Below are 11387 nucleotides of genomic sequence, written 5' to 3'. Positions count from 1 at the left end.
CGCGCGCCACTGGTTAGGGTTCAGACATGGCCAGCAGCGTGTACGTCGCCTCGGTGGAGGGCTCGACCGGCAAGTCCACGGTCGCTCTCGGTGTCCTTCAGCAACTGTCGCGCCGGGTCGAACGGGTGGCCGTGTTCCGGCCGATCGTGCGGCCCGACACCACCATGCACGGCGGCCGCGACTACGTGCTGGACCTGCTGACCGCTCATGACGCGGTCGACCTGACCTACGAAGAATGCCTCGGAGTCACGTACGACGCCGTACACGCGGACCCCGATGCCGCGCTCAGCGCCATCGTCCAGCGCTATCACGAGGTCGCCGAGCGGGCGGACGCCGTACTGGTGGTCGGCAGTGACTACACCGATGTCGGAACGCCCACGGAGTTCGCGTTCAACGCGAAGATCGCCGCCAACCTCGGTACGCCGGTCCTCCTCGTCCTGAACGGATTCGGCCGGACCCCGCACGACCTGCGCGCGATCGCGGACATGGCCGCCGGAGAGCTGCGGGCCAACCACGGCACTCTCGCGGCTGTGGTCGCCAACCGAGTTACGCCGGACGGATTGACCGAGGCGGTGAACGCACTGACCGGCACCGGCGTTCCCGCCTTCGCGCTGCCAGAGGAGCTAGTGCTCTCCCAGCCGACGGTCGCCGATCTGCTCCCCGCCGTGGACGGCCGTCTTCTTAGCGGCGACCCCGCCCTGCTCACCCGCGAGGTGACCGGCCTGGTCGTCGCCGGCATGACCATGCCGAACGTCCTGGACCGCCTGTCCGACGGCGTCGCCGTCGTGACCGCGGGCGACCGGCCGGAGGTCGTTCTCGGTGTGCTCATGGCGCACGCGTCGCTCAACTTCCCGCAGATCTCCGCGGTCGTCCTGAACGGCGGATTCACGCTGCCGAGCCAGGTTCAGCGGCTGATCGACGGTCTCGGCGTCACCCTGCCGATCCTCGACACCGATTTCGACACCCAAGCCGCCTCGGCCGCACTCACGGCGGTCCGCGGCAGGCTGGCGAAGAACTCGCCGCGCAAGATCGACGCCGCCCTCGCGCTGTTCGAGCGCAACGTGGACAGCAACGCCCTGCTCGACCAACTCGAGGTCGCTCGCAGCAGCGCCGTCACACCGTTGATGTTCGAGCACCAACTGATCGACGAAGCCGTTGCCCACCGCAAGAACATCGTGCTGCCCGAAGGCGAGGAGGAGCGGATCCTGCGCGCCGCCGACACGCTGCTGCGCCGCGGAATCACCGACCTCACGCTGCTCGGCAATCCCGTGGTGATCAGTGCGAAGGCCGCCGCCCTCGGCGTCGACGTCACCGCCGCCCGGCTGATCGACCCGGAGCACGATCCGATGGCCGAGCACCTGGCGGCCGAACTGCACCGCCTTCGCGAACACCGCGGTGTCGACCTCGAACGCGCCCGCGAACTGGTCCGCGACGTCTCGTACTTCGGCACCATGATGGTCCAGCTCGGCCTGGCCGACGGCATGGTCTCCGGCGCGGTCCACACCACCGCCCACACCATCCGGCCGGCCCTCGAGGTCGTCAAGACGGTGCCCGGCGTCTCGGTCGTTTCCTCGGTGTTCTTCATGTGCCTGCAGAACCAGGTCCTCGTGTACGGCGACTGTGCCGTCAACCCGGATCCGACCGCCGAGCAGCTCGCGGACATCGCGCTCTCGTCGGCCGCGACCGCAGTTGCCTTCGGCATCGAACCCCGAGTGGCGATGCTGTCCTACTCGACCGGCGCCTCCGGTACCGGCGACGACGTCGAGAAGGTGCTCAAGGCAACCAGTATCGTCCGCGACCGGGCACCGGATCTGCTGATCGAGGGACCCATCCAGTACGACGCAGCGATCGACGCCGCCGTCGCCCGGACCAAGCTGCCCGGATCACCGGTGGCCGGCCGTGCGACGGTCTTCATCTTCCCGGACCTGAACACCGGCAACAACACCTACAAGGCCGTCCAGCGCAGCGCTAACGCGGTGGCAGTCGGGCCGGTGTTGCAGGGACTCCGCAAGCCGGTCAACGATCTGTCCCGCGGAGCGACCGTCCGCGACATCGTGAACACGGTCGCGATCACCGCCGTACAGGCTGAGCAGGGAGTCCGTAGTGAGTGACCACGTGCTGGTGATCAACGCCGGCTCCTCCTCGCTCAAGTACAGCCTGATCGACGGACGCAGCGGCAAGGCAGCCGCCTCCGGGCTCGTCGAGCGCATCGGCGAGGACAAGGGCCGCCATGTCCATCACGGTCCGGACGGCGACTCCGAAGTCACCCGCGCTATCACCGACCACGAAGACGCGTTGCGTGGAGCCCTGGACGCCTTCGAGTCCCATGGGCCGTCTCTCGACGGGATCGACCTCGCAGCAGTCGGCCATCGGGTCGTTCATGGTGGATCGCAATTCGCCGCTCCAGCGCTGATCGACGACGAACTGGTTGCCGCGGTCACCGATCTGGTCCCGCTCGCACCCCTGCACAATCCCGCCAACCTCGAAGGCATCGAGGTCGCGCGCCGGCTCTTCCCCGACCTCCCGCAGGTCGCGGTCTTCGACACCGCGTTCCACCAGACTCTGCCCGAGCACGCCTACACGTACGCCGTACCGCTGGCTTGGCGAGACGACCACGGCGTCCGTCGCTACGGGTTCCACGGGACCTCGCACGCCTTTGTCTCCCAGGAGGCGGCCCGGTTGCTTGGCCGGGACCCGGCCGAGGTGAACGTGATCGTGTTGCACCTGGGCAACGGCTGCTCGGCTTCAGCCGTCCAAGGCGGTCGCTCGGTCGAGACGTCGATGGGGCTGACCCCGCTCGAGGGCCTGGTGATGGGAACCCGATCCGGCGACCTCGATCCCGCCGTACCGGCGTATCTGACCCGGGAGCTCGGGTTCACGACGGCGGAGGTTGACCGGCAACTGAACTCCGCTTCCGGTCTCAAGGGGCTCGCCGGTGCGAACGACTTCCGCGAGGTCAGTCGGCTTCGGGCCGACGGTGATCCTGGGGCTCAGTTGGCGTTCGACGTCTACTGCCATCGGCTACGCAAATACATCGGCGCGTACTACGCCGTACTGGGCACGGTCGACGCCGTCGTGTTCACCGCCGGCGTCGGCGAGCACTCCGCCGAGGTGCGGGCGACGGCGGTGACTGGGCTCGAGCGGTTGGGGATCACGGTCGATGCCGAGCGCAACCAATCGGCGTCCACGGAGGCCCGGTTCATCTCCACCGACGACAGTCAGGTCGCGGTCCTCGTCGTACCGACCAACGAGGAATGGCAGATCGCCCGGGAGACGCTCGACGTCGTGAACGCCTGACCGATCAGGCCCGGCCCCGCTTCTTCGAGTGCTCGATCGCGAAGACCGCGGCCTCGGTACGGCGCTCGAGGTTGAGCTTGCGCAGCAACGAGGAGACGTAGTTCTTCACCGTCTTCTCGGCCAGGAACAGCGAATGCGCGATCTGCCGGTTGGTCTTGCCCTCGGCGATCTCGGCGAGGATCTTCCGTTCTTGCTCGGTCAGCGTGGCGTAGCGCGGGTCTTCGTCGGCGATCGGATGCCGCAGCCGCTCGAGCACCTTCGCGGTCATCGCAGGGTCCAGCAGCGACTCACCAGCCGCGAGCCGTCGTACGGCACCGACCAGATCTCCGCCGTTCACTTGCTTCAGCAGGTAGCCCGCGGCCCCGGCCATGATCGCGGTGAACAACGCCTCGTCGTCGGAGTACGACGTCAGCATCAGACAGGCCGGCGGCTCGTCCATGATCGAGCGGACCTCCCGGCAGACCGAGATCCCGTCCCCGTCGGGCAGCCGGACGTCCAGCACGGCGACATCCGGACGGGTCGCCGGAATCCGGGCGATCCCTTCGGCAGCAGTCGCGCCGTCGCCGACGACCTCGATGTCGGGCTCGGACTCGAGCAACTGGCGCAGCCCCAGCCGCACCACCTCGTGGTCGTCGAGCAGGAACACCTTGATCGTCATCGACCGTCTCCTCGGATTGCACGCCGTACGGCAACTGTCGTTGCATCATCGCCCCACCGCGGGCACGGCACCAGAGCCGATGGTCCCGTCGGTCCCGGGACCTCCGGCGCCCGTGCCGACCGGCCCGGCCCATTCGGGACGTCGGGCCCTCCTGCACGGGGTCTCCCGCTGATTGTCTGGAAGCAGCAGCCACCGACCGAAAGCGGGCACCAATGGACACCACGACGCCGGATCCGGTCCTGGTGATGATGCCGGTGGTCGCCGGAATCGACAACTCACCCGCGGCAGAAGTCGCCACTCGCTGGGCCGCGGGCGAGGCCGCGCGGATGCATGCCCAGCTCCGGCTGGTCCACGCCATTCGCCCGGGGACGACGTCGTCCGACGCCGGTGACGTCGTCTACAAGGCCGTCCATCTGGCGCGCAGCATCGCGCCCGGAATCGCGATCGACACCAAGATCGAGTCCGGAGCGCCGTCGGCCAGCCTGATCAGGGCATCACGCACCGCACAAGTCGTGGTGATCGGCAGTCGCGGGCTGGGCATCCGGGCCGGTGGCATGGTCGGTTCGACCGGACTCGACCTGGCGGCCAACGCACACTGCCCGGTCGTCGTCGTACGGCCGGATCCCGGCCACCCGACCGGAACCCACGTCGTCATCGGGTACGACGGCTCCCCCGCATCCGACGTCGCACTCACCTTCGGCATCGAGCACGCCCGCTTCCACGACCTCGCCGTACGCGTCGTCGCCGCGCAGCCGCTCGGCACCGAGCTGCACAGCCTCACCGCCGCCGAGCTGACCAAGGCGGTCCACGCCCGTGACGGCCACGACGCCGAACTCGTCCAGATCACCGGCCACCCCGCCGAGCAGCTGCTCCGCCACTCCGACGACGCCGCCCTCATCGTCCTCGGCGCCCGCGGCCGCGGCGGCTTCGCCGGCATGCTGATCGGCTCAGTCAGCCAAACCGTCCTGCACCAGGCCGAATGCCCCGTCGCCATCATCCCGGCCACGGAGTCCTGACCTGACGCTAGTTGGTCGCAGGGGACCGAATCACCCGATCGAAGAACCTCCGCTGCCTACCAGGTGAGCCCGCCGGACAGGTCGGCCGGGAAGTGACGCTGCAGCGCAGTCGGTGGGTCGAACGGACGCCATGCACCCAGCGGTTGCGCCAGCCGATCAGCCGCGAGCCACAGTACGGCGGGGTTGTGGCCGTACCCGAGGTGACTTCCGGTCACGGCGACGTTCTGCCGGCGCGGCCCCGGTGTGTCCACGCAGAACTGCCACGGCACGATGCCGTCGCGCTCCGAGTAGACCGACGTTGCCGGCATCACCAGTGCCGGCCGCGTGTGTTCAGGCGGCGGTGTCGCCGCCTGTGGATCATGGAAGTGCGAGAACATCCGGAACACCCGGTACGCCGGCATGTTCACCGGACCTTCCAGCCGGAACGGACTGCCCAGCGTGATGACGTCGCGCACCTCGACCGGTGACTGCCTGGCCAGCTCCCGGGCGTAGACCCCGCCGAGACTCCAGCCGATCAGACTGACCGGCGCCTGATGACGGTTCGCCAGCTCGTGCAGACGATCGCGAATCCCCTGGACGACAGCCGGGGTCGGACCGAGGTTTCGTCCGAGCTTCCAGCCGTACGCCCGGTAGTCCAACCGACGCAAGAACCTGCGCAACGACCTCGTCGAGGTGTCCGATGCGAGCAGCCCAGGTAGCACCAGCACCGGATGCCCATCGCCAGGGGGTGCGTTGCGCAGTACGGACCGGGCGGTCGCGAGCTGCCCGAGGTCGACGACGCTGCGACCAGGCTCAGTCAGGTACCAGTGGAGCGCGGGGCTCAGGGACTTCAGGTCCTGCGAAGGTGAGGTGGGCATGTTCGCCCTCCCGTTGCTGCGGGCAGCGTGTCGCTACCGTCGGGTATTCCCTTCAGGGTAAGACTTTCCGCCGTTTTCGCCAGTATGCGTACGGCGCGCCGTCGCTGATTTGTGCTGATGCCTTGACTAATACGCATGAGCTTCTTGACGTCAGGTGAGGTGCCCGGTCAGAGGCGAGCCTGGCCAGCACCAGCTCTGACCGCCCCCGGTTCTGGAGCTCGAGATGTACACCTTCGTCATCTCCCGAGCCGTGCAACGCGGGTACGTCGAACCGTCGTACAAGGCAATCGCCGACCGCGGCTACCAAGAACAGCTCAGGTCTACTGCACCACTTAGGTGAGAGTAGTTTTGATCAGATGGATGAGGTCGAACTCGTCGGAGCGCAGAAGACCCTCAGCCCCGTCCTCAGGGCGAAGGCACTGGACAACCTGTTGCCGGACCCGATTCTCGGCGACAAGTACGCCGAGCAGGCAATGCGTCGCCTCGATCCTGGGTATGACACCGGCCGGTTCGGCACCAGCCAGATCGGTCTCGCGGCCGTCGTACGGGCGAAGGCTCACGACGACTGGGCCCGGACGTTCCTCGACGAGCACCCTGACGCAGTGGTGCTCCATCTGGGCTGCGGCCTGGACGCCCGGGTGTACCGGATCGACCCGCCGGCCACCGTCGACTGGTACGACCTCGATTACCCCGCCGTCATCGAACTGCGGCAACAATTCCTCCCACCACGAGAGCACTACACCCTGATCGCTTCCAGCGTCACCGACCTGACCTGGCTGGACCGTGTACCCCACGACCGGCCTGTCCTGATGATCGCCGAGGGGCTGGTGCCCTACCTCACCGAGACCGACCTCCGGCGACTGCTGACCACCGGCGTCGACACCTTCCCAACTGGCCAAATACAGTTCGACACGGTCGCGGTCTGGGCCTGGCGCACCTCGAAATGGGATCCCACGCTCCGCAAGTACGGCACCCGGTTTCACTGCGGCTTCGACGACCCAGCAAGCATCGCCGCTTGGCATCCACGTCTCGAGTACGTCGACGAAACACCGATGAACGACTCACCACTACTGATGGCCAAGGCGCCCACGAACGTACGCCGCATGTACCGCCTCCTGAACCTGCTGCCAGGCATGAGGCGGTCCACCCGCATCGTCCGATTCCGCTTCTAGCTCGGCGCTGTCAGGTATTCGCGAGGAACGGGATGAGGAGGTCCAGCAGCGCGTCTGGCTGGTCGAGCGGGATGATGTGGCCGCAGTTGGGGATGACGTGTCCGGTGAGTGGGTCGGTGATCGGCTCGAGTTGCTGGTGGAGGGCGTCGCCCACAGCGTTGGCTCCGATGGCCAGGGTAGGAACGGTCAGCCTGCTCGTTGCTGTGGCGGCGCGGATCTGGGCGGCGTTGGTGGGAAAGGCTCGGTAGTACTCGAAGCCGCAGCGCAATGAGTCCTGGCCGGTGTAGGCGCTGACAAACGCATCGCGCACCGCCGCGTCGACGCCTTGCCCATCATGCGTTCCGGCCCGGAGGAACCATTCAATGTATTCGCGTTCATGCCCGGCGAGAACCGTTTCGGCCAGTCCGGGGACCGCATGGAAACCGAACCACCACGGTGGCCGAAACGCCTCCGCGCCTGGCAGCGGGGCGAGCAGCGACTCCATCAGCACGAGGCGTCGAACACACGCGGGAGATCGCATGGCCAGCAGGAAGGCGGCAGGTACCGAGGCGTCCAGGGCAACGACCGAAGCATCCGGTACGGCGAACCTGTCGAGCAGGCGGGTGATATCGCCAGAGATGGTCGAGGCGTCGTACCCGGATTCTGGGCGGGCGCTGTCGCCCAGGCCGCGAAGGTCGGGCGCGAACACGGTGTACTGCTCGGCCAGCCGGCCGATGACGGCTTCCCACACTCGCCACGTATGCGGCCAACCGTGCAGCAGCACGACGGCGGGGCCGCTGCCGGTCACGGCGACGTTGAGCTCAGTTCCGTTCACTGCGACCACTGAGGTGGATAGCTCAACCGCCGCGTAGAGGCGACCGTTCCACCACAAGTCTGGTACGGCGTAACCCAACTGGGCCTCAGTCTCGACCAACCGCTCGCAATGCTCCGCGACTGGGCCGAAACACACATGCCCGAAGTGGACAACCACCGCCGCGCCAGCCATGCATCAGGACCCACCTGACGATCGACGGGCCTCCAGAATCGACATCGGGATTCCGGTGTCGACGACGCGAGTCAGTCGCAGACCGGCAGCCTCGAACAATGCGGCGTACTCGGCCTCCGTGCGTTCCCGGCCGCCCGCAACCACCAACATGTTCAGGTCCGTGAGGGCTGCCTGGAGCTCGTTGCCCGGCCGGCCGAGGACCAGTTCGACCACCAGCAGGACCCCGCCCGGGTTCAGCGCCGCGGCACAGCTGCGGAGAATCTGCAGACAGCGGTCGTCCGGCCAGTCGTGCAGGATCGACTTGACGAGGTAGGCGTCGGCAGCCGGTACCGCCTCGAAGAAGCTGCCGGCCACGACCGACCACCGGGATTCCAGTGCGCTCGACCTTGGCTCCTTCGCGACCACATGCGGAAGGTCGAACACCGTGCCGGTGAGGTGTTCGTGGCGAGCCAGCACAGCCTCCAGCAGGACCCCCTGGCCGCCGCCGACGTCGACGACACTCGCGAGGCCAGTGAAGTCATAGGCATTCGCGACCGCATCCCCGACGTACGAGCTGAGCGCGGCCATCGTGTCGTTGAAGATCGCGTTCTGCTCTGGATTGCGCTGCCGATGTGTCCAGAGGTCGATACCGTGCAAAGCCTCGAACGCGGTCGCACCGGTCCGGACGCTGTGGCCGAGGTGCCCCCAGGCCGCCCAGATGGCGGGATCCTGAAGGAGCCGGGCTAAGGGCCGCAGGCTGCCGGGCCGGTCGGACCGCAGCTCCTCGCCCACTGTCGTGTTCGCAAAAGAACCGTCGTACTCGGCGTAGACCCCGACCGCGACCAGCACCCGCAGCAGCCGGCGAAGAGTATCCTCGTCCGCCTGCACCGCGGCGGCCAGGTCACCGACCGCGCGCGGCCCTCCGGCCAGCTGGTCGGACAGCCCGAGCTCGGCCGCAACACTGAGTGCCGCCGAAACGCGAAAGCCGGTCACCATCGACTGCAGATCAGCTGGTTTGCCCATGGTTTGATCATCCATCCCATCAGTGACCGAGTTGCCGCTTGAGCAGTTCCGCGATCGCGAGATATCCGGCGTCTGACGGATGACCGTCGCCGTCGCTGCACAGTAGGGTGAGCACGCACAAGGCGGCGCCGGTGTCCCCGTCGGGATCGAAGACCGCGAACGGGTCGGCGAAGCCCGCTCGATTCGCTGCGGCGGCATCGGCCATGGCGAGATTCAGTTGCCGAATGATCGGATGGGTCAGCGGAAACGCGCCGATGTTGGCGTCGTACGCGCCCAGTACGACGACCGTGGCGTCTGGCGCGGACCGGTGGATCTTGCCCAGAGTGCCGGCCAGGTTCGAGGCGATCCCAGCGATGGCGGCCGGGGCTCCGTCGACGATGCATTGCACGTTGCCGTTGCAGGAGGCAACGAAGGCGTTCGCGTCGTTGCCCCACAAGGACACAGTGACGACGTCGACCTTGCCGCGATGGCTGCGAAGAAAGGTCAGGGCGGCCTCTTCCTGAGAGCCGATGAACGAATCGTGCAGGGGAAGACCCGCGGCCTTCCACGGACACGGGCCGGCCGCGAAGGTGGTTGTGGACTCGCCCGGGCATCCGTAGTTCACCAGCGTCAACGGCCGGCCTCCGTGCTCGAGGCGACCGGCCAGGAGGTTCGAGTAGCCCGTTTCGAACGCGGCAGGTGGCAGCCCTGCATCAACCTTCGGTCGTTGGAAGCCGAAAGCCAGCGAGTCACCGAGCGACAGGTAGTAACGATCGCCGCCTGACGGTCCACCGACTGCTGGAGCTGGGGTTGAGCCGATCAAGACCACCACGGCCGCCAGAGCTGTGGCGCACAACCTCGAGTACTTCCGCATCTCGATCCTCTTTCGTACGGCGTTGTTCGGTCGGCTCAGAAGGCGGGGAGTTCGAGGACGCCTCCTCGGTCGTCGTCACTGCCGGGCAAGGCGCCTACGTAGGTCACCCAGATCCTCGATCCGTCGGCCGAGGTTGCGATGCCGTTCAGGCGCGCGACACCGAGCGAGTGACGCCCCAGGCGAACTGTGCGGACGCCCACGATCGTGCCGTCCTGTCGCATCCGGACAATCGTGTCGCTGCCTCGGTTGCAGACGTAGAAGTCGCTGCCCGGCTGCAGCGTCGTGTTGCTCGCACGGTCAGGGTGCGTGGTCTCGATCCGCACCGGAGCCAGGTCGAGCGGTTGCTGGAAGGCCGATGACCTGATGGTGCGCAGTCCGTCGGGCACGAACACCTCGTTGCCTTGCGGGCGACCGATCGTCAGCCTGATCACCTTGATCGAATCATCGAAGGGCTGACTCACGTACAGGATCAGCTCGGGCGCGTAGCTCATCAAGACTCCGAGCCGCGGCAGCGAGACCGGCCCGCGGTGTCCCCTGTCGTGACCCCACGAGCGATGCACGAGCGGCTGGACCGTACGCGGCGGCGCGATGCCGTCGAGCGCCTTCGCCGTGTGCTCCTGTACGACGCTGCCATCGGCCACCACCACCGCGAACACGGCGCGCCCGCTGCCGTCCGGCGATCGGCCGATGAGGGCGGTACCGACGGCCGCCTTGGAGATCGCGCCGGGGACGACCTGGGTCGGGGCACGACCGGTGACATCGTCGAAGTAGACACCACCTGTGCTCGGGTTGGGCGCATTGTTCAACGGACGCCCGTCCGGATCCGCGATCGACGAGGAGCCGGGGCCGTTCAGCCCGTACGGCGCATTGGCCGGCCAGAACCGGCCGAACGCATTGTTGATCGACATGCCGAGCGGATTCGCGACCGCCGTCTGGGCCGCGGTCACGGCAGCGGGTGCGTAGAAACCGTTGCGCCAGTTCGGACTTTGCGCGCTGTACATCTGGACGGCCCCGCCCAGCGCGGACGCCTGCCCGCCAGCGGCCGCGAACCGGTCCGGCACGGCGAGATCGGCGCTGTCCGGATCGATGGAAAGGAAGGAACCCGCCGCCTGGTCCGGATTCGCCTTCGGCGCGCCGAAGTTCGACGTACTCCCGACCAGGATGCGGGTCGGGTCACACACCCTGCCAGGCTGCGTGAATGCCGCCAGCACGGGGTTGGTATTGATCGGACTGCCCGGCAGGAACGTGCCGACCGGAGCTACCGCCGACGCACCGGGAATACCGACCGCGACGACTCGGCCACTGATCGTCGGCACGCCCCCGCGGTTCTCGGCGTAGGCACTCGGCGTCCCCGCGACCGCGTCAACACTGGCAACCCCCGCCAAACCAAGCGCCACAAGAGCCTGGCGCCGACTGATCTGGAACCCACCTTCAGGCGTACTTGAACCTGACATGATGCATCTCCCCCACCGCTTCTCCCCTTGCCGCACTCATGAACACAGACCAGCGAAGAGCACGCGGTCCTATAGCGTTCTCGCCCCTGCCCC

11 protein-coding genes are annotated in these 11387 nt (G+C 67.4%); 5 read left to right on the top strand and 6 right to left on the bottom strand.

The features are described from left to right. The first annotated feature begins 26 nt into the window (after nucleotides 1-26). Together pta and ACFVWG_RS18535 are read left to right on the top strand one after the other, a co-directional pair. A complete protein-coding gene (gene pta, locus ACFVWG_RS18540) occupies nucleotides 27-2111 on the top strand; it encodes a phosphate acetyltransferase (RefSeq protein ID WP_391544524.1) in 2085 nt (694 codons plus the stop codon). Further along, entirely contained in the window at nucleotides 2104-3297 is a 1194-nt protein-coding gene (locus ACFVWG_RS18535) for an acetate/propionate family kinase (protein ID WP_391544523.1), read from the top strand. The genes pta and ACFVWG_RS18535 overlap by 8 nt, the downstream gene beginning before the upstream one ends. Before the next feature lie 4 nt (nucleotides 3298-3301). On the opposite strand, the gene ACFVWG_RS18530 is transcribed toward ACFVWG_RS18535, so the two are convergent. Beyond that, nucleotides 3302-3955 (bottom strand): response regulator, encoded by a 654-nt coding sequence (locus ACFVWG_RS18530; protein WP_391544522.1) that lies wholly within the window; start codon nucleotides 3953-3955, stop codon nucleotides 3302-3304. 212 nt (nucleotides 3956-4167) lie between these two features. On the opposite strand from ACFVWG_RS18530, the gene ACFVWG_RS18525 reads away from it, so the two are divergent. Beyond that, nucleotides 4168-4971 carry a universal stress protein gene (locus ACFVWG_RS18525; RefSeq protein WP_391544521.1) on the top strand — a complete coding sequence of 268 codons (804 nt, stop codon included), beginning with the start codon at nucleotides 4168-4170 and terminating at the stop codon, nucleotides 4969-4971. Between the two features lie 56 nt (nucleotides 4972-5027). Here ACFVWG_RS18525 and ACFVWG_RS18520 read toward each other — a convergent pair whose 3' ends face one another. Continuing rightward, nucleotides 5028-5828, bottom strand: a complete 801-nt coding sequence (locus tag ACFVWG_RS18520; protein ID WP_391544520.1) for a hypothetical protein — start codon at nucleotides 5826-5828, stop codon at nucleotides 5028-5030. Nucleotides 5829-6184: 356 nt separating this feature from the next. On the opposite strand from ACFVWG_RS18520, the gene ACFVWG_RS18515 reads away from it, so the two are divergent. Continuing rightward, a complete protein-coding gene (locus ACFVWG_RS18515; protein WP_391544519.1) occupies nucleotides 6185-7000 on the top strand; it encodes a class I SAM-dependent methyltransferase in 816 nt (271 codons plus the stop codon). A 10-nt stretch (nucleotides 7001-7010) separates the two neighbouring features. Here the strand turns inward: ACFVWG_RS18515 and ACFVWG_RS18510 are convergent, their stop codons facing one another. After that, a complete protein-coding gene (locus tag ACFVWG_RS18510) occupies nucleotides 7011-7787 on the bottom strand; it encodes an alpha/beta fold hydrolase (RefSeq protein ID WP_391544786.1) in 777 nt (258 codons plus the stop codon). Between the two features lie 105 nt (nucleotides 7788-7892). Here ACFVWG_RS18510 and ACFVWG_RS18505 point away from each other — a divergent pair, with 105 nt between their 5' ends. Then, on the top strand, nucleotides 7893-8003 hold the full coding sequence (locus tag ACFVWG_RS18505) for a hypothetical protein (protein WP_391544785.1): 111 nt from the start codon (nucleotides 7893-7895) through the stop codon (nucleotides 8001-8003). On the opposite strand, the gene ACFVWG_RS18500 is transcribed toward ACFVWG_RS18505, so the two are convergent. From ACFVWG_RS18500 to ACFVWG_RS18490, 3 genes are read right to left on the bottom strand one after another with little or no spacing between them, the layout of a single operon-like run. Further along, nucleotides 7989-8987, bottom strand: coding sequence for a methyltransferase (locus tag ACFVWG_RS18500; RefSeq protein WP_391544518.1), 999 nt, complete (start codon nucleotides 8985-8987; stop codon nucleotides 7989-7991). The two genes, ACFVWG_RS18505 and ACFVWG_RS18500, sit on opposite strands and share 15 nt — an antisense overlap. Nucleotides 8988-9006: 19 nt before the next feature. Continuing rightward, entirely contained in the window at nucleotides 9007-9840 is an 834-nt protein-coding gene (locus tag ACFVWG_RS18495; RefSeq protein ID WP_391544517.1) for an SGNH/GDSL hydrolase family protein, read from the bottom strand. A gap of 35 nt (nucleotides 9841-9875) precedes the next feature. After that, on the bottom strand, nucleotides 9876-11294 hold the full coding sequence (locus tag ACFVWG_RS18490) for a hypothetical protein (protein WP_391544516.1): 1419 nt from the start codon (nucleotides 11292-11294) through the stop codon (nucleotides 9876-9878). Nucleotides 11295-11387 lie beyond the last annotated feature (93 nt).

The sequence above is a fragment of the Kribbella sp. NPDC058245 genome (assembly GCF_042882005.1).
Classification (GTDB): Bacteria; Actinomycetota; Actinomycetes; order Propionibacteriales; family Kribbellaceae; genus Kribbella.
This window is presented reverse-complemented; position numbering and strand designations above follow the sequence as displayed.

Excerpts from the sequence above, each read along its gene's own strand:
- pta (WP_391544524.1), top strand. The coding sequence starts at position 27 with ATGGCCAGCAGCGTGTACGTCGCCTCGGTGGAGGGCTCGACCGGCAAG.
- ACFVWG_RS18530 (WP_391544522.1), bottom strand. The coding sequence starts at position 3,955 with ATGACGATCAAGGTGTTCCTGCTCGACGACCACGAGGTGGTGCGGCTG.
- ACFVWG_RS18525 (WP_391544521.1), top strand. The coding sequence starts at position 4,168 with ATGGACACCACGACGCCGGATCCGGTCCTGGTGATGATGCCGGTGGTC.
- ACFVWG_RS18520 (WP_391544520.1), bottom strand. The coding sequence starts at position 5,828 with ATGCCCACCTCACCTTCGCAGGACCTGAAGTCCCTGAGCCCCGCGCTC.
- ACFVWG_RS18515 (WP_391544519.1), top strand. The coding sequence starts at position 6,185 with ATGGATGAGGTCGAACTCGTCGGAGCGCAGAAGACCCTCAGCCCCGTC.
- ACFVWG_RS18500 (WP_391544518.1), bottom strand. The coding sequence starts at position 8,987 with ATGGGCAAACCAGCTGATCTGCAGTCGATGGTGACCGGCTTTCGCGTT.
- ACFVWG_RS18495 (WP_391544517.1), bottom strand. The coding sequence starts at position 9,840 with ATGCGGAAGTACTCGAGGTTGTGCGCCACAGCTCTGGCGGCCGTGGTG.
- ACFVWG_RS18490 (WP_391544516.1), bottom strand. The coding sequence starts at position 11,294 with ATGTCAGGTTCAAGTACGCCTGAAGGTGGGTTCCAGATCAGTCGGCGC.